Source organism: Actinosynnema sp. NPDC049800 (genome assembly GCF_040656635.1).
In the GTDB taxonomy this organism is placed as follows: Bacteria; Actinomycetota; Actinomycetes; order Mycobacteriales; family Pseudonocardiaceae; genus Actinosynnema.
The window spans coordinates 356,980-373,932 of record NZ_JBFAMT010000001.1; the positions used below are offsets into that span (position 1 = coordinate 356,980).

Here is a 16,953-nt window from a genome sequence, read left to right on the forward strand (position 1 = left end):
GCCCAGCCTGGGGTGGCGGGCCGGCCGGAGGGAGGCCCCCGCAGGGCCACCGTCGGCCTAGACTCGGCGACCATGAACGCGTTGGGCGGGTTCCTGCGTGCCCGGCGGGAGGCGATCACCCCGGCCGAGGTCGGCCTGCCGACCGGACCGCGCCGCCGCACGCCCGGTCTGCGCCGGGCGGAGCTGGCCGCGTTGGCCGGGGTGAGCGTCGAGTACCTGACCCGGCTGGAACGCGGGCGTGACCGCCACCCGTCGGCGCAGGTCGTCGGGGCGTTGGCGGACGCGTTGCGCCTGTCGTCGCACGAGCGCGTGCACCTGCACCGGCTGGTGAAGGGCGGCGGCGCGGTGTGCCCGGCGGCGCCGGAGCCGCGTCCGGTGCGGCCGACCGTGCTCGCGCTGCTCGACCGGCTGGAGCCGACGCCCGCGTACGTCTGCGACGGGCAGGGCGACCTGCTCGCGTGGACCGCCGGGTTCCGCCTGCTGGCCGCGCCGTCCGGCCTGCTCGACGTCGACCGGCCGAACCTCGCGCGGTTCGTGTTCGGCGATGCCAGGGCGCGCACGGCGTTCCCGGACTGGGACCGCGTGGCCGACGACCGCGCGGCCGCCCTCCGCACGGCGGCGGACCTGGGTGACGGCTCGGCGGCCGTGCTGGCGGAGGAGCTGTCGATCACGGTGGGCGCGGACTTCGGCCGCCGCTTCACCGCCGGGACGGTGCCCGGCGGCACGGGCGTCGAGCGGTGGCGCCACCCGGAGGCGGGCGTGCTGCGCCTGGCCTACGAAACCCTGACCGTGCCGGGCGACGAGGACCACCGCCTGGTCGCCTACCTGCCCGCCGACCCCGCGACCGCGCAGGCGCTCGACGCCCACGCCTACGCCGCCACGTCGTAGGCATCGGGACACCGCGCCGGCCGAGTGGGCTGCCCGGCGGACCGCGGCAGCACCGCTGCCGCCCGACAGGCCCGGGACCGTGCCGCTACAGCACCGCGGCGAGCTCTTCCAGCGCCGCCAACGGATCCGGACCGATCGGGAAGAGCACGGCGCTGTCCACACCGGCCGCGAACAGCTCGGCCAAGCGGGCCCGCGCGTCCGCCGGCGTGCCGGTCACCGCGAGTTGCCGCACCCACTCCTCCGGCAGCCGGCGCACGAACTCCTCCCGCGTGCCGCACTCCCGCCGCAGCGCCGCGAACTCCGCCGCGAACGGCAGCGGGGCCAGGTGCGGCGCCCAGTCCGGCTCGCCGATCCACTCCAGCCCGGCCCGGACGGCGTCGATCGCGACCGTCGCGTCGGCGTGCACCGCGGCCACGTTGTAGCCGACCAGCCGGTGGGGCCGGCCCGCGTCCACGTGCGCCAGCGCCGCCCGCGCGTACTCCGGCGTCGTCGGCTCGGCCAGGACCGTCCCGTCCGCCACCCGCCCCGACACCGCCAGCGAACGCGGACCGCGCACCCCGGCCAGCACGCGCGGCGGGATGTCCGGCACGCACGCGGGTTCCAGGCGGACACCGTCCAGCCGGACGTACGTACCCCGCTCGACCGACTCGCCGCGCACCAGGGCCATCACCGCGCCCAGGTACTCCTCGATCGACGTCAACGGGCTGGCGGGCCACTCCCCGACCGACCGCATCCACCCCGGCATGCCGTGCCCGATGCCGATGTCGATCCGACCGGGGAACAGCTGGGCCAGCGTCGCCGCCTCCATCGCGGCGAACGCGGCGTTGCGCGCGCCGACCGGCAGCAGCCCGATGCCGACCCGGATCCGCCCCGTCACCGCCAGCACCGCCGCGGCCTGGCCGATCCCGCCGCGGAAACCCAGGTCCTCCACCACCCACAGCTCGTCGAACCCGAGCTCGTCGGCACGCCGCGCGAACGGCAGCACCTGCGACGGCGCGAGGTCACGGGGCAGGATCAGCCCGACCGATCCGGAACGACTCACCACAAGCTCCTAGGTCCGCAAGTACGAAGCGCCGTTGAGGTCGAGCACCGCGCCGGAGGCCCACTCCGCCGCCGGCGAGGCGAGGTAGACCACCGCGGCGGCCACCTCCTCCGGTTCCGCCACCCGGCCGAACGGGCTCTGCGCCAGCACCTCGTCGGTCACCAGGTCGGCCACCCGGTCGGTGCCGACGAACCCGGGCGCCACCGACGCCACCGCGATGCCGTGCGGCGCGAGGGCCACCGCCAGGGACTGCCCCATCGAGTGCAGCGCCGCCTTGCTCGCGCCGTACGCGGGCATGGCCGGCTCACCGCGGAACGCGCCGCGCGATCCGACGTTGACGATCCGCCCGCGGGTGCCGCGCGCGATCATGTGCCGGGCGACGCAGTAGGACATGTCGGCCGCGCCGAACACGTTCACCGCGAACGTGCGACGCCACAACGCCTGCCACTGCGCGTACGGGAGCCCCACCGAACCGAGCTCCACCAGACCCGCGTTGTTGACCAGGACGTCGATGCCGCCGAGGGTGTCCGCGGCGGAGTCGACCACCCGCTCGATCGCCTCCGGGTCCGCCAGGTCGACGTCCGAAGAGGACAGCGCGACGACCTCGTCACCGAGGTCCCGGAACGCCTGGACGATCGCCGCGCCGATGCCGCGGCTGCCACCGGTGACCAGCACGCCCCGGCTCACTTGGCGAACACCTGCGACTCGTCCTTGAAGGCCTTGAACTCCAGCGCGTTGCCGGCCGGGTCGCGGAAGAACATCGTCCACTGCTCGCCCGGCTCGCCCGCGAACCGCAGGTACGGCTCGATCACGAAGTCCGTGCCCGCCGCGCGCAGCCGCTCGGCCAGCGCGTGGAACTCGTCGACGGGCAGGATCAGGCCGAAGTGCGGCACGGGCACGTCGTGGCCGTCGACCGGGTTGCGGCCGGAGTCGCCGCGCGGTCCGGGCACGACGTGCGTCACGAACTGGTGGCCGTAGAAGTTCCAGTCCACCCACTTCTCGGCCGAGCGCCCCTCTTCGAGCCCGAGCACGCCGCCGTAGAACTCGCGGGCCCTGGCCAGGTCGTCGACGGGAACAGCGAGGTGGAACCCAGGTCTCATGCCTCCACCTTGACCAACGGCCGGGCCAATGTCAACATTCGACATTATGCAGCTGCGCAAGGCCGACCGGCGGGGCCTGGCGGACGAGGCCGCCGACCGGATCCGGGAGGCGATCTTCGCGGGCCTCTTCCCGCCCGGCTCGCCGGTGCGCGAGGTGGAGCTGGCCGAGTCACTGGACGTCAGCCGCGGCTCGGTGCGCGAGGGCCTCGCCGTGCTGGAGCGCGAAGGGCTCGTGCGCAGCGCCTGGCACCGCGGCACCAGGGTCATCGACCTCACCGCGCGGGACGCCGAGGAGGTCTACTCGGTCCGCGCCGCGCTGGAAGGGCTGGCCGGCCGCCGCGCGATCGGCCGGGTCGACCTGGACGCGCTCGGCGACCTGGTCGACGCCATGGCCCGGCGGCTGGCCGCGGGCGCGCCGAGCGACGAGCTGCTCGCGCTGGACATGGAGTTCCACGACACGATCTACCGGTCCGCCGACAACCGGCGCCTGCTCGAGGCGTGGCGCGCGGTGCGGTCGCAGGTGCACCTGTTCCAGCTCACCCGCATCCGCCTCGGCCACCACGACTACCGCGCGGTCGTCGTCGACGAGCACCGGGAGATCGTGCGGCTGCTCGACGCCGGCGACGCCGACGAGGTCACCCGCTTCGCCGAGGAGCACGTCCACTCGGCGAAGCGGGTGCTCGTCGGTCAGCTCGACGGCTCGACGAGCGAGACCTCCGGGTAGCTCGCCGACGCCCGGTCCAGCAGCGGCTGCGGCTCACCGCGCAGGTGCAGGTCGAAGAACGCCCGCACGTAGGCGCGGGTGATCGCCGCGCCGCGCTCGCCCGGGACGCCGCCGCCGGGACCGATGCCCAACTGCGGCAGCACCACGCCGATGTCGGTGAACGACGGGTGCGACATGCCCGCCACCACCAGCCAGCGCTTCCACCCGGTCAGCATCGGCCAGGTGTCCTGCCAGCTCTTGGCGCCGTCCCGGCCGGGCGCGTAGTTGTCCTCCCGCCCCAGGAGCATGACCGGCTGCGAGATCCCCGGCGCCGGGACCGGCGTGCTGATCACGCCGTCCACGTCGATCGCGGCGCGGATGCGGGCGTCGGCACGTGCGGCGACGAGGCTGCTCGCCCCGCCCACGGAGTGGCCGCCCATGGCGATCCGCGAGGCGTCGACCAGGTTCGCGCCCCGGTGGTGGCGCAGCGGCCCGGTCAGCTGGTCCAGCACGAACGACACGTCCGCCGCGCGGCCCTCGCCCAGCTTCAACCAGAACTCGTGGTCGTGGAAGAGCTCGCAGGAGGCGCAGGGCGCGACCCGCCCGTCGGGGAACGTGGTGGCGACGTTCTCGTAGGTGTGGTCGACCACCGCGACGACGTAGCCGTGGCTCGCCAGGTCCTCCGCCAACGTGGTGAGCGTGGCGCGGGACCGCTTGTAGCCCGGTGAGAGCACGACCAGCGGCAGGCCGTGCCGCCGCCCGACCGGTCGGGCGTCCGCCACCGCGTTGGTCCGCACGTGGCTCAACGCGTCGGGCGGCACGGTGGTGATGCCGCCTTCTTCGAGCGCCGCCTGGGACTCGGCCGGCGTCATGTACTGCTTCTTCGGGCCGCGCGCGGACGCCGTCGGGTAGAAGAGGGAGACCATCAGCTCCCGGTTCACCGCCGGCACCCAGGGATCGGGGCGCGAGGGGTCCGTCAGGTGCAACGAGGTCGTGCCCACCGGGTGCCGACCGGTCGGCGCGGGCAGGTACGGCGTCGGGTCGGCGGGCTCGGGCTCCGACGCCGACGCGGGCGTGGCGGACAGGACGAGGGTCAGGGCGATCAGGAACGTGAGGCCACGCATGGGCCTTCCTTCCGACGAGGGGTCAGGACAGGTGGCGCAGCCGGCGGAAGCAGAACCACGTCAGCAGTGCCGACAGCACGAGGAACAACGCCAGTTCGGCCCACTGCAAGGGCCAGAACCGGGTCACCGGCTGGTAGGCGAGGTGCTGCCGGTAGCCGAGGCCGTCCAGCCGCGCGAAGCACGCGCGGATCCGGTCGAGGTCCGCCAGGGTCGGCGGGTCGGCCGACGCGGGCGGCAGGCAGTCGCCCACCGCGGCGGGCAGCGGGTGCGTCACGACGCCGTTCGCGTCCACGGTCTCGTTCGCCAGCACCCACGCGCCCGCCGGTTCGGCCACCCGCACGGACACGGGCACGTCACCGCTCACGCCCTCGTCCGCCTGGATGCCCTCGATGCTGCGCGCGGTGAGCGTGACGGACTCCTCGACCGGCGGCAGCACGTGCGGGCGCACGCCGTACGGGACCGCCAGCTGCACGGCGACGTACACCACGAGGGTCACCGCCATCGCGGGCACGGTGCGGCGCAACAGGATCGCGATCGCGACACCGAGCACGAACGCGAACGCGGCGTAGCCGATGGGCGCGATCCCCCGTGCGGCGAACACCAGCGGCGTGACGCGCGCCTGGAAGCCCCGCTCGGCGTCGAGGTCGGCCGCCGTGTCGATCGGGTCGGCCCACCAGCCGACGACCAGGCTGAGCACGCCCGCCGCGACCATGGCGGCCGGCGCGCCGATGCCGAGCTTCACCGCGAGCCACCGGGTGCGGGTGACGCTCTGGTTCCACACCAGGTTGTGCGTGCCGGTCTCCAGCTCGCGGGTGATCATCGGCACGCCCCAGAACACGCCGAGGACGGCCGGCAGCAGCTGCACCGCCAGCGTGCCGGCGAGGTAGGCGAACCCCAGGTCGCCGAAGTCGCCGCCCACCGGGCGGCTGATCGCCAGCACGAGCACCGCCGGCGCGAGCACCGCGTACACCGACATCACCGGGAAGCGCAGCTGCCGCCACGCCAACCACGTCATCGGACGACCCCCAGAGCGGGGCGTTCGACGCCGGACGCGATCAGGTAGGCCAGGATCAGGTCCTCCAGGCCGGGTTCGCCGACGTCCCACGCGGGGTCGAGGATCGGCGCCTCGGTGCGCACCAGCGCGGTGGTCTGGCGCTCGGTGTGGCTCGCCGCGACCACCCGCTGGTCCGCGGGCAGGGTGTCGAGGTCCCGGCGCGGCCCGGTCAGCCTGCGGTGCGTGGCGAGCAGCTCGTCGACGTCGCCCGCGATCCGGACCCGGGAGTCCACCAGCACGACGAGGTGGTCGCAGACCCGTTCCAGGTCGGCGACCAGGTGCGAGGACATCACCACGCTCAGCCCGTGCTCGGCCACGGCCGCCATGAGGTCGCCCAGGAACTCCCGCCGCGCCAACGGGTCCAGCGAGGCGACCGGTTCGTCCAGCAGCAGCAGTTCGGGCCGCTTCGCGATGCCGAGGGTGAGCGCGAGCTGGGCGCGTTGCCCGCCGGACAGCTTGCCCGCGGCCAGCGCCGGGTCGAGCCCGAGCCGCGCCACCCGGCCGCGGGCCAGCTCGTCGTCCCAGCCGGGGTTGAGGCGGGCGCCCAGGCGCAGGTGCTCCTCCACGGTCAGGTTCGGGTAGACCGGGGTGTTCTGCGCGACGAAGCCGACCTTCGCCAGCTGGGCCGGACCGCTGCCCGGCACGCCGCCGCACACCTCGATCGTGCCGCTCGACGGTGCGAGCATGCCCGCGGCGAGGCCGAGCAACGTGGACTTGCCCGCGCCGTTCGGGCCGACCAGCCCGGTCACGCGCCCGGCGGGCACGTCCAGCGTGCAGCCGGTCAACGCCCAGCGCCGCTTGTACTTCTTGCCCAACCCCCGGGCGCGCAGCACGCTCACGCTATGTCCTCCTTGGCCCCGGTGCGGAACGTGGTGAGGAACAACGCCTCGATGCTCTCCTCGTCCAGCCCGGCGCGGCGGGCCTTGGCGAGCCAGCGCCGCAGGTCCTGGCGCAGCGGCGCGAGCGCGGCGGGCGACGTGCCGGACAGCGTGCCCGTCACGAACGTGCCCACCCCGGGACGGGCGGCGACCAGGCCGTCGTGCTCGAGCTCGCGGTAGGCCTTGAGCACCGTGTTCGGGTTGATCGCGAGGTCCGCCACCACGTCCTTCACCTTGGGCAGCTGATCGCCTTCGCGCAGCAGGCCGAGCCGCAGCGCGTGCCGCACCTGTCGGACCAGTTGCTGGTACGGCGACAGTCCCGACTTGCCGTCCAGGTGGAACTCGATCACGACTACCTCCATTTATCTAGCTACCTAGCACTATAGGCATAAGGAGGTGCCGCGTCGAGCGGGCGACGGCGCGACGGGCCGGTCCTCGGGTCAGGGTGGACAAACGACGGGCGGGGCCGGGCATGGTGCCCGGCCCCGCCCGTCGGATCGGAGGTCAGAAGCGCGCGCCCACGTCCGCGCCGTTGCTCGGGCGCAGGAAGGTGGAGGACGGGATCGAGCCGTCGGCGGTGCGCGGACCGGTGATCGTGCCCGGGTTCGTGCTCGCGAACGACCACGAGCCGCCGAGGTCCCACGAGTTGCCGGTGCCGGCGGAGTTCGAGCCGAGCGAGGCGTTCGTGCCGTTGGCCGCCGCCAGGTTCTTGGTCAGCGTGCTGCTCGACCGGTCGAACTGGAACCCGGTCTTCGGGTTGTCCCAGGCCGTGCTGCGCTCGATCCGGTGCCAGCCGGGGTTGTTGTTGTCCACGAAGCCACCCGCCGCGTTGTCCCACGTCATCGTGTTGCGCACGGTGTGGTCGGCGGCGACGCCGTTGCCGCCGAGCTTGAACCCGTTGCCGTCACCGGTGAAGCCGGGCAGGTTCCAGCGGTTGAAGCCGTTGCCCCAGGCCAGGCTGTTCTCCAGCAGGATCGGCGAGGAGAACATCCAGTAGTCGAGGCCGTCGTCGGAGTTGTTCCACAGCCGCGCGCCGCGCACGACGTTCCCGCTGCCGGAGCCCTCCTTGATGGCCAGGCCGTCGGCGCTCTCGCCGTTCTTGCGCGGGTCGCGGTTGCCGTAGGCGTCCAGGTTGACGATCTGGTTGTTGCTCGACGCGCCCTGGAGGTGCAGCCCGGACTCGTAGTTGTCGCGCGTGACGAGCCGGTCGAAGACGGAGTTGTTCACGTCCAGGCCGAACACGCCGTACGGGCCGTGGACGATCTCCAGGCCGATCAGCCGCCAGTGGTCGCCCTCGATGTGCACGGCGCCGCGTTCCGCGCGGGGGATGCTGGACCCGACGGCACCCGGCGTGTGCGGCATGTTCTCGCCGTCGATGACCACGTGCTCGCCGTTGTAGTTGCGCAAGGTGATCGGCCGGCTCGCGGTGCCGTCCTTGAGCAGCTGGATGTTCGTGCTCGGCGCGTACGTGCCGCCGCGGACGTGGATCGTGGAGCCGGGCTGGGCCAGGTCGACGCCGCGCTGGATGGTGCGCAGGGGTGCGGCCAGGGTGCCGGGGTTGCCGTCGTCGCCGTCGGGCGCCACGTAGAGCGCGTCGACGGGTGGCGGCGTGCCGTCCTGGGTGAAGTCCAGGTAGTCGACGTTCGGCAGGCCGGCGGAGGTGGTCGGGCTGAGCCGGATGGCGACGGCCACCGACGGCACCGTGACGGCGAGGGTCTTCGACGCCCAGGTCGACCACGCGCCCGTCGCCTCGAACGAGACCGACCCCGCGGTGGAGCCGTTGACCACGAGGTCCGCGGTGCGGGCGGTCGTGCCGCCGTTGGCGAACCGGACCAGGACCGTCGCGGCGCCGGCGGCCGGGGCGCTGACGGTGAACTGCGCGTGGGCGCCGACGGCGTTGTCCGCGTTGCAGAACCCGGAACCCGAGTAGCCGCCCCAGTTGGCCTCGATGGCGCCGGTGCACACCGCGGGCGCGGATTCGGCCTCGTGGTGCGTGGTCGCCGCACTCGCCGCGGTGCCCGGTAATACGAGGGCCGCGACCACCGCGGTGGCGACGACAAAGGGTTTCAACGACATTGTTTCTCCCTCGATGTGACGCGAAGCGGGGTCGGTTCACGCTTCTGAACAGCGCAAACCCGTTCCGGTAGCGGCCCGGGCACGCTAACGCACATCTTTGGAAGCACGCAATGCGCCGAGGGAGGCAAACTGCGGTTTCACAATTATGAACAATTGCGACAACCGCGACGAAGGTCGGGCGCGGGGGCGAATGCCGCCCCCGCGCCCGCCGTTCGCTAGTGCGGGGCGTCCTCGGCCTTGCCGGCCTTGATCATGAACGAACCGGCGACCGCGACCAGCGACAGGATCGCCGCCAGCAGGATCGCGGCGTGCATGCCGCCCATCTCCGCGCCGACCTTCGCCTCACCGGCCGTGGCCAGCTCGGCGGCCCGCGCGCTCATCACGCTGACCAGCAACGCCACGCCCGCCGCGGCGGCGAGCTGCTGGGTCGTGCTGAAGATCGCGCTGCCGTGCGAGTAGAGCCGCGCGGGCAGGGCGCCGAGGCCGGAGGAGAACAGCGGCGTGAACGAGAACGCCAGGCCCAGGCTCAGCACGAGGTGGAACACCAGCACGAGCGGCGTCGGCGTGCCCTCGTCGAACGTGGTGGCGAACCACAGCGAGCCGCTGGTGGCGACCGTGCCGACGATGAGCAGGACGCGCGGCCCCACCCGGTCGTAGAGCCGGCCGACGAACGGCGACAGCAGCCCCATCAGCAGACCGCCCGGCAGCAGGAGCAGGCCGGTGGCGAGCGGGTCGAGCGCCAGCACGTTCTGGGTGTAGATCGGCAGGATCGTGACGACGCCCAGCAGCAGGCCCATCATCACCATCATCAGCGCACTGGCCAGGGTGAACGTGCGGAAGCCGAACGTGCGCAGGTCCAGCAGGGCCCGTTCGTGCCGTTGCAACTGGACCTGCCGCAGCACGAACGCGGTGATGCCCACCACGCCGACCGCGAGCGACACCCACAGCGTGGCGGACGACCCGCCGCCGCTGTGCCCGATGCTCGACAGGCCGTAGACCAGCCCGCCGAACCCGAACACCGACAGCACGACCGACAGCACGTCGAGCGGCGCGCTGCTCGACTCGCCGATGCGCGTGACCCAGCGCAGGCCGAGCACCAGCGTGGTCACCGAGATCGGCAGCACGACCCAGAACATGGCGCGCCAGCTGAACATGTCCAGCACCACGCCGGACACCGTCGGCCCGATGGCGGGCGCGACGGAGATGACGATGGAGATGTTGCCCATCACCGCGCCGCGGCGGGCCGGCGGCACGAGCGTCATGACGGTCGTCATGAGCAGCGGCAGCATGATCGCCGTGCCGCAGGCCTGCACGACGCGTGCCGCGAGGAGCACCTCGAAGCCGGGAGCCAGCGCGGCGAGCAACGTGCCCGCGCTGAACAGGCCCATCGCCACGCCGTAGAGCACGCGCGTGGTCACGCGTTGGATGAGGTAGCCGGTGATCGGGATGACCACCGACATGGTCAGCAGGAAGCCGGCGGTGAGCCACTGGCCCACGGCGGCGGTCACGTTGAGTTCGGTGAGCAGCACGGGCAGTGCGACGCCCATGATGGTCTCGTTCAGGATGACCACGAACGTGGCCACGAGCAGCACGCCGATCACGGCGCGGTCGGCGCGGGTGAGCGCGGGCGGCGACGTCACGGCGTCGGACACACCTGCGGAAGTCATGCGTGGATCCCCCAGAGGAAAAGACGGGCGCGACAAAGAGGCAACGGCGCCCCGAACACACCAACCCTACCTCCGAAGATGCCGACGACAACTCGCTTTTCCGTGGGCGAACGCCGACGGACCGGCGTGCCGGCCCGGACCGGGTGTCCAACCGCGACGCCGCCGCGGCGCTGCGCGACCGACCCTGTTCAGCCGGTCACCCGCGTGAGGAAGGCGTGGAGCTTGACGGTGGTCCGGTCGACCAGTTCCGCCAGGGTGAGCGACTCGTGCAGCCGCGAGCCGGGGCCGGCGTCCTTCTTGCCGCGCAGGTAGAGCGAGCAGGCCAGGTCGGCGCAGAGGTAGACGCCGACGGAATTGCCCTGCTGGCCCTCGCGTCCCGCCTTGCGCGCCGTCATCAAGGAGACGCCGCCACCTTGGTGCGTGGTCAGGCACAGCGAGCACATGGTGCGCCGCGGCTGACCGGCGTGCGGCGACGCCAGGCGCAGCGCCACGCCGACCACGGCCTCACCGGACGTGGCGACCAGGTAGGCGCGTTGCGGTGACGCGGGATCGCGCCAGCCGAGGAAGTCCAGGTCGTCCCACGGCCGCTCGGACAGGTCACCCGGCACGGACAGGCGCTTCGCCTCGCCCTTGGTGCAGTTGACGAACGACGCGCGGATCTCGCGCTCGGTTACGGGTTCCATGCACCCCAAGCTACGTCAGCTAGTCACCAGGGACAAACGTATAAGTGCTAGCCTAGGACTCCTAGGTTGCGGGAGGGCGACATGGCACGCGTGGGGCTGACCGTCGAACGCCTGGTCCGAGCGGCGGCGGAGCTGGCGGACGAGGTCGGGTTCGACAACCTGACCGTGTCGGCGCTCGCCCGCCGGTTCGGCGTCAAGGACGCGAGCCTCTACTCCCACCTCAGGAACGCCCAGGACCTGCGGGAGCGGGTGGCGGTGCTGGCGCTGGCGGAGCTCGCCGACCGCGCCGCCTCCGCCCTGGCCGGGCGCGCGGGCAAGGACGCCCTGGTCGCCTTCGCCAACGCCTACCGCGACTACGCGAGGGAGCACCCCGGCCGGTACGCCGCCCTGCGGGTCGACCTGACCCCGGAGATCGCGGCCACGAGCCGGGCCGACCGGCACTCGGAGCTGACCCGCGCCATCCTGCGCGGCTACCACCTGCCCGAGCCGGACGAGACCGACGCCGTGCGCCTGCTGCACAGCACGCTGCACGGCTACACGGCTCTCGAAGCGACGGGCGGCTTCAGCCACCACCCGCGCGACACCGAGGCGTCGTGGGCGAAGGCGCTCGACGCGCTCCACGCCGTCCTCGGGAACTGGCCGTCCTGACGCGCCGTCCGAACTCCCCCGTCTTTGTCGGACCCCTGCGCTACCGTGCGCCGACGACTTTCTTGGGGGTTGGGACCGTGCTGTACTTCGGGGGCCTCTTCGGCGTGCTCACGCTGGGCCTGTGGTTGTTCTGCCTGGTCGACGTCATCACCACCGACGACGGCGACGCCCGGAACCTGCCCAAGGCGGGCTGGCTGCTGATCGTGCTGTTCTTCCCGCTGGTGGGCTCGATCAGCTGGCTCGTGGCGGGCCGCCCGGTCCGTCCCGCCGGCAGGCCGCGCGCCTACGAGCGCACCGCGCCCGCGTTCCCCGAGTACGACCGCCCGGGCCGCTTCGCCGCCGCCGACTCCGAGTCCGACGCCGAGTTCCTCCGCCGCTGCCGCGAACGGGCCGAGGAGCAGCGCCGCAAGGCGCGCAGGTCCGAGGACGAGTCGCACTAGCCCGCCGCGCCGCGCCGCCGCCGGTCCGTCGCACGTGGACGGACCGGGTGTCAGGGCGCCGGCTCCCGCCAGGACTCCGCGCCGAGCGCGTTGTGCGCGCCGGCGACCTTCACGAGTCCGCCGCGTGCCAGGACGTCACGGAAGGACGGATGCAACCCTCGGATCGCTCGGCGCTCCTCGTCGTGCGGGCCGGAACCGGTGTGGCGCGACGCCGGCAGGCCGCCGAACGGTGTCGGCGGCCCCGCACCGACGGGCTCCGCACCAGGGAGCGGTCGACGTAGTAGTCCAGGCCGCCGCGCCTGCCGACGACGCTGGAGCCCTCCTCGGGCAACTGGAGCCGGACCCCGTCGGCCAGGTCGCCCTCGGGTGCGGGCACCAGGTCGGCGATGCTCGTGCTCAGCGCGGCCAGAAGTCCTTGCCGCTCAACTCGTGGCCCGCCGGCTCCGCCTTCCGCCACCGACCGGCACGCACCTGCCAGTCGGCGAGGGCGATCCGGCCCGCACGACGACCCGGGTCGACCACGAGGACCTTCGCCGGTTCGAACCGTCCCGGTCGTCGCCCTTCGGAAGACCGGCGCTCGTGGCGTGATCTAGCTCGGGCAAGTTGGCTCCACTTGATCCGAAACTTTCGACACCACTTGACATGGGTCGATTACCGCGCGTACCGCTCGGCGGGCCCACCAAAAGGCGGCCACCACAGCGTCCGAATGGCGCCTACCAGCGAAGTATCCACCTTTTGATACGCGCCAGTACACCGGCAGTTCATTGACGCGACACCAGGGTGGCCCCTATCGTTTCGAACGAGTTCCCGAAAGTTTACCTGAATATTCGAAAGTTTCGGCGACCGTCCTGCAGACCCCCGCCAAGAAGCGGGCGGTGCCCAGCCGATCTCGGCACGCGGCTGTAGGAGGAACGAACGAGATGTCACAGCTCGTCCTGTTCGCGATCGACATCTGTGCGGTGGTGCTGCTCGTCTTCGGGCTCTACTTCCCGCGGCACCGCCGACGCGACCTCGTCGTCGCCTACCTGGGGGTCAACATCGGCGTCCTCGCCGTCGCGAGCGCGCTGAGCACCACCAACACCGGTGCGGGCATCGGGCTCGGCATGGCGCTGTTCGGCGTGCTGTCGATCATCCGCCTGCGCTCGACGGAGCTCGACCAGCACGAGGTGGCGTACTACTTCTCCGCCCTCGCCCTCGGCCTGCTCGGCGCGTTGAGCACGAGCTCGTTGTGGCTCAACGGCGGCCTCATGGGGCTCATCGTCGTGGTGATGTTCCTGGGCGACAACCGGAAGCTGTTCCGCCACTACCGGCACCAGATCCTGGTCCTGGACTCGGCCATCACCGACCACGTCACGCTCGTCGCGCACCTGGAGCAGCTGCTCAACGCCAGGGTGCACGCCGTCACCGTGCAGCGGCTGGACCTGGTGAACGAGACCACGATCGTCGACGTCCGCTACGCGCTGACCCCGCACGCCCTGACCACGGCGCCCACCGCGCCCGCAGCCTCGGGAGCGCGCCGATGACCATGACGACCACCATGCCCGCCCTCGCGCGGATGACCCCGGTGGGGCTGGCCGAGCTGATCGAGCGGGCCGCGTTGCAGACCAGGGTCGACCGCAAGTACGTCGTGCCGTCCGACGCCCTGCCGCACCTGCTGGAGCAGCTCGCGCCGCACGCGCGGGTGCTCGACATCGGCGGCGAGCGGACGTTCCGCTACGAGTCGGTCTACTTCGACACGCCGCGGCTGGAGAGCTACCACTCCGCGGCCTACCGCAGGCGCCGCCGGTTCAAGGTGCGCACCCGCACCTACGTCGACTCCGGCGAGTGCTGGCTGGAGGTCAAGATCAGCGGCGCGCGGGGCAGCATCACCAAGCACCGGCTGCCCTACCACCCGGACGACTGCGACACCGTCCGCCCGGGACGCGACTTCGTCGACGAGGCGCTCGCCCGCGAGTCGATCGCGCCCGACGCCGACGGCTCGCTCGACCCGGTCCTGGTCACGGACTACGACCGCACCACGTTGCTGCTGCCGGAGTCCGCGAGCCGGGTCACCATCGACACCGCGCTGTCCTGGCGGCACGACGACGCCACGCTGCGGTTGTCCGGCTGGGCCGTGATCGAGACCAAGACCGCGTCGGCCGCCTCGCCGGTCGACCGCATGCTGTGGCAGCGAGGGGTGCGGCCGGCCCGGATCTCCAAGTACGCCACCGGCCTGGCCGCGCTCCGCCTCGACCTGCCCGACGCGCCGTGGCGACGCACGCTGCGCCGCCACTTCCGGGGCGCCACGTCGTCGCTGGGCCCGGCGCCGACCGCCCTGTCCCACCGAACCGAACAGGAGGCATCGTGCGTTTGACCCTCCGCAGCAACGGCGCCGCGGCGACGACCCACAAGGCCAAGGGGCTGGCGGTCGCCGCCGTGCTCCTCACCGGTCTGCTCATCCCGTTGTCCGCAGGCGCAGAACCGAGCTCCCCCACCGGATCCACCGGCGGCACGGCCGCCGCCGACGCCATCGCCGCCGCCGCGGCGGCCGACGACCTGGTCGGCGACATCACGTTCTCCGTGCCCAGCGGCACGTTCCAGGGACAGGTGTCGGTCGCGCTGAGCACCGCGATCGCCGGCGCCCAGATCCGCTACACCACCAACGGCCAGCTGCCCAACGCGCAGTCGACGCTCTACCAGGGCGCGGCGGTGCAGCTCACCCGGACCACGCAGCTGCGCGCGCAGGCGTTCGTCGACAACGCCGCCTCCGGGCGTCCCGGCACGGCGATGTACGTCGCCCGCGAGGCCACCGCCACGGCGCACGACCTGCCCGTGGTCGCGATCGACTCCTACGGCGCGGGCAAGCCGCAGCGCGAGTACTTCGACGGCGCCACCATGATCTTCGAACCGCAGGCGGGCGGCACGACGTCGTTGGCCGCGACCCCGACCGTCGCCACGCGCGGCGGGTTCAAGCTGCGCGGGCAGTCGTCGGCCTCGTTCGAGAAGACGCCGTACCGGCTGGAGTTCTGGGACAACGAGGGTGACGACGCCGACTACCCGGTGCTCGGCATGCCCGCCGACTCCGACTGGGTGCTGCGCGGACCGTTCACCGACAAGTCCCTGATCCGCGAGGCGTTCGTCTACGACCTCGGTCGCGAGATGGGGCTCAAGGCCCCGCGGTACAAGTTCGTCGAGTTCTACCTCAACACCGACACCACCCCCGTCGGCGCGAGCGACTACATGGGCGTCTACATGTTGGTCGAGACGATCAAGAACTCGAAGAACCGATTGGACCTCAAGGGCCTGGACGAGGACGACACGACGCTGCCCACGATCCAGGGCGGGTACATCTTCAAGTTCGAGTGGATGGCGACCGAGGAGCCGACGCTGGCCTGCACCGGGCCGACGAACACCTGCTGGAACTACCTGGAGGTCGCCGACCCCGACCCGCTGAACACGCAGCAGCGGGACTGGCTGCGCGGTCACATCCAGCAGTTCCACGACCTGCTCCGGGCGCCGAACTTCGCGGACCCGACCACCGGGTACCAGAAGTACATCGACGTGCCGTCGTTCATCGACCACATGATCATCAACGAGCTCAGCCGCGGCATGGACGCCTACCTCCGCAGCGCCCACTTCTACAAGGACCGGGACAGCAAGATCTTCGCCGGGCCGCTGTGGGACTTCGACCTCACGTTCGGCGTCGGCGGGTTCTTCCAGAACGACCAGGTCTCCGGCTGGCAGCACCTGCAGACCCGGCAACCGATCGCCAACGACTGGCACACGCAGCTGTTGCGCGACCCGGCGTTCGTGAACCAGGTCAAGTCGCGCTGGCAGTCGCTGCGGCGCGGCCTGCTCTCCGACTCCTCGCTCGCGACCCGGGTCGACGCCCTCGCCCGGCCGCTGACCAACGGCGCGCAGCGCAACTTCCAGCGCTGGCCGAACCTCAGCTCGCCGACCGTCGGCTTCTTCCGCACCCCGACCGCGCCCACGTGGCAGGGTCAGGTGCAGGCGATGCGGGACTGGATGCAGCGCCGCATCCAGTGGCTGGACTCCACGTCGGGCTGGGGCGGTTCGACCACCCCGACGTCCACGACGACCTCCACCACCACGACCACGACCACGTCGACGACCACCACGACCACGCAACCCGGCGGTGCGCGGTGCTCGGCGACGTATGCGGTGGTCAACCAGTGGCAGGGCGGGTTCCAGGGCGAGGTCCGCGTCACCGCGGGCACGTCGGCGATCAGCAACTGGACCGTGTCGTGGACCTACACCGGCGGTGAGACGGTCAGCCAGTCGTGGAACGCCACCGTGACCAGCCAGGGATCGACCGTCACCGCCCGCAACGCGGCGCACAACGGCTCGGTCGGCGCTGGGGCCAGCACTTCGTTCGGGTTCCTCGGCACGTCCACCGGGTCGCCCGGCACGCCGGTGCTCACGTGCACCGGTAGCTGACCCGTTCCCCCGAGGACCGTGCCCGGCGCCACCCCGACGCCGGGCACTCGGTCGTGCGAATGCCTTTTCGGCCTGATCACGTGAATCCGTTCGGCGTACCCGACCGGAAAGTTTCGCAAACTGTTGACCGCGCCCGAGGCCGACTCGATGCTATTCGACGTCGATCAGCAATGCTGCTGAAAGGAATTCCCCCGATGTCCGTCAAGATCAGAG

General features: G+C 72.1%; 19 protein-coding genes. 7 read left to right on the forward strand and 12 right to left on the reverse strand.

All coding sequences use genetic code 11. The annotated features are described in order from the left end of the window. Positions 1-72: 72 nt before the first annotated feature. Complete coding sequence (locus tag AB0I91_RS01675) at positions 73-888, forward strand: helix-turn-helix domain-containing protein (protein WP_499634678.1); 816 nt, start codon at positions 73-75, stop codon at positions 886-888. A gap of 85 nt (positions 889-973) precedes the next feature. Here AB0I91_RS01675 and AB0I91_RS01680 read toward each other — a convergent pair whose 3' ends face one another. Genes AB0I91_RS01680 through AB0I91_RS01690 form a run of 3 tightly spaced genes read right to left on the reverse strand, consistent with a single transcriptional unit; the run spans position 974 to position 3,030 of the window. Further along, on the reverse strand, positions 974-1,930 hold the full coding sequence (locus AB0I91_RS01680) for an LLM class flavin-dependent oxidoreductase (RefSeq protein ID WP_498772068.1): 957 nt from the start codon (positions 1,928-1,930) through the stop codon (positions 974-976). A gap of 9 nt (positions 1,931-1,939) precedes the next feature. After that, positions 1,940-2,617 (reverse strand): SDR family NAD(P)-dependent oxidoreductase, encoded by a 678-nt coding sequence (locus AB0I91_RS01685; protein WP_499611741.1) that lies wholly within the window; start codon positions 2,615-2,617, stop codon positions 1,940-1,942. After that, positions 2,614-3,030, reverse strand: coding sequence for a VOC family protein (locus tag AB0I91_RS01690; protein ID WP_498772062.1), 417 nt, complete (start codon positions 3,028-3,030; stop codon positions 2,614-2,616). Before AB0I91_RS01690 ends, AB0I91_RS01685 begins: the two co-directional genes overlap by 4 nt. A 46-nt stretch (positions 3,031-3,076) precedes the next feature. On the opposite strand from AB0I91_RS01690, the gene AB0I91_RS01695 reads away from it, so the two are divergent. After that, positions 3,077-3,754 (forward strand): GntR family transcriptional regulator, encoded by a 678-nt coding sequence (locus AB0I91_RS01695; RefSeq protein ID WP_498772059.1) that lies wholly within the window; start codon positions 3,077-3,079, stop codon positions 3,752-3,754. Here the strand turns inward: AB0I91_RS01695 and AB0I91_RS01700 are convergent. The 7 genes from AB0I91_RS01700 to AB0I91_RS01730 all read right to left on the reverse strand — a co-directional run bounded on the left by AB0I91_RS01700 (position 3,718) and on the right by AB0I91_RS01730 (position 11,215). Beyond that, positions 3,718-4,857, reverse strand: a complete 1,140-nt coding sequence (locus AB0I91_RS01700) for an alpha/beta hydrolase family protein (protein WP_499634680.1) — start codon at positions 4,855-4,857, stop codon at positions 3,718-3,720. The genes AB0I91_RS01695 and AB0I91_RS01700 overlap by 37 nt on opposite strands. A gap of 22 nt (positions 4,858-4,879) precedes the next feature. Beyond that, the gene (locus AB0I91_RS01705; protein WP_498772055.1) at positions 4,880-5,872 is read right to left on the reverse strand and encodes an ABC-2 membrane transporter-related protein; all 993 of its coding nucleotides are present in this window, start codon (positions 5,870-5,872) and stop codon (positions 4,880-4,882) included. Beyond that, on the reverse strand, positions 5,869-6,750 hold the full coding sequence (locus tag AB0I91_RS01710; RefSeq protein WP_499634684.1) for an ABC transporter ATP-binding protein: 882 nt from the start codon (positions 6,748-6,750) through the stop codon (positions 5,869-5,871). The genes AB0I91_RS01705 and AB0I91_RS01710 overlap by 4 nt, the downstream gene beginning before the upstream one ends. Further along, on the reverse strand, positions 6,747-7,139 hold the full coding sequence (locus tag AB0I91_RS01715; RefSeq protein ID WP_498772051.1) for a GntR family transcriptional regulator: 393 nt from the start codon (positions 7,137-7,139) through the stop codon (positions 6,747-6,749). The genes AB0I91_RS01710 and AB0I91_RS01715 overlap by 4 nt, the downstream gene beginning before the upstream one ends. A gap of 154 nt (positions 7,140-7,293) precedes the next feature. Continuing rightward, positions 7,294-8,865: a right-handed parallel beta-helix repeat-containing protein gene (locus AB0I91_RS01720; protein WP_499634687.1), complete on the reverse strand. Its 1,572-nt coding sequence runs from the start codon at positions 8,863-8,865 to the stop codon at positions 7,294-7,296. Positions 8,866-9,080: 215 nt separating this feature from the next. Continuing rightward, positions 9,081-10,532 carry a DHA2 family efflux MFS transporter permease subunit gene (locus AB0I91_RS01725; protein ID WP_498772047.1) on the reverse strand — a complete coding sequence of 484 codons (1,452 nt, stop codon included), beginning with the start codon at positions 10,530-10,532 and terminating at the stop codon, positions 9,081-9,083. 188 nt (positions 10,533-10,720) lie between these two features. Further along, on the reverse strand, positions 10,721-11,215 hold the full coding sequence (locus AB0I91_RS01730; protein WP_499634690.1) for an FBP domain-containing protein: 495 nt from the start codon (positions 11,213-11,215) through the stop codon (positions 10,721-10,723). Between the two features lie 81 nt (positions 11,216-11,296). Here AB0I91_RS01730 and AB0I91_RS01735 point away from each other — a divergent pair, with 81 nt between their 5' ends. Together AB0I91_RS01735 and AB0I91_RS01740 are read left to right on the forward strand one after the other, a co-directional pair. Beyond that, positions 11,297-11,863, forward strand: a complete 567-nt coding sequence (locus AB0I91_RS01735; protein WP_498772043.1) for a TetR/AcrR family transcriptional regulator — start codon at positions 11,297-11,299, stop codon at positions 11,861-11,863. 77 nt (positions 11,864-11,940) lie between these two features. Then, positions 11,941-12,303 carry a PLD nuclease N-terminal domain-containing protein gene (locus AB0I91_RS01740; RefSeq protein WP_499611720.1) on the forward strand — a complete coding sequence of 121 codons (363 nt, stop codon included), beginning with the start codon at positions 11,941-11,943 and terminating at the stop codon, positions 12,301-12,303. A 109-nt stretch (positions 12,304-12,412) separates the two neighbouring features. Here AB0I91_RS01740 and AB0I91_RS01745 read toward each other — a convergent pair whose 3' ends face one another. After that, positions 12,413-12,679: a hypothetical protein gene (locus AB0I91_RS01745; protein ID WP_499634693.1), complete on the reverse strand. Its 267-nt coding sequence runs from the start codon at positions 12,677-12,679 to the stop codon at positions 12,413-12,415. 20 nt (positions 12,680-12,699) lie between these two features. Then, complete coding sequence (locus AB0I91_RS01750; RefSeq protein ID WP_499634696.1) at positions 12,700-12,825, reverse strand: hypothetical protein; 126 nt, start codon at positions 12,823-12,825, stop codon at positions 12,700-12,702. 398 nt (positions 12,826-13,223) lie between these two features. On the opposite strand from AB0I91_RS01750, the gene AB0I91_RS01755 reads away from it, so the two are divergent. From AB0I91_RS01755 to AB0I91_RS01765, 3 genes are read left to right on the forward strand one after another with little or no spacing between them, the layout of a single operon-like run. Then, the gene (locus AB0I91_RS01755) at positions 13,224-13,826 is read left to right on the forward strand and encodes a DUF4956 domain-containing protein (protein WP_498772037.1); all 603 of its coding nucleotides are present in this window, start codon (positions 13,224-13,226) and stop codon (positions 13,824-13,826) included. After that, complete coding sequence (locus tag AB0I91_RS01760; protein ID WP_498772035.1) at positions 13,823-14,656, forward strand: polyphosphate polymerase domain-containing protein; 834 nt, start codon at positions 13,823-13,825, stop codon at positions 14,654-14,656. Before AB0I91_RS01755 ends, AB0I91_RS01760 begins: the two co-directional genes overlap by 4 nt. Beyond that, the gene (locus tag AB0I91_RS01765; protein ID WP_499634698.1) at positions 14,647-16,740 is read left to right on the forward strand and encodes a CotH kinase family protein; all 2,094 of its coding nucleotides are present in this window, start codon (positions 14,647-14,649) and stop codon (positions 16,738-16,740) included. Before AB0I91_RS01760 ends, AB0I91_RS01765 begins: the two co-directional genes overlap by 10 nt. Positions 16,741-16,953: the final 213 nt, after the last annotated feature.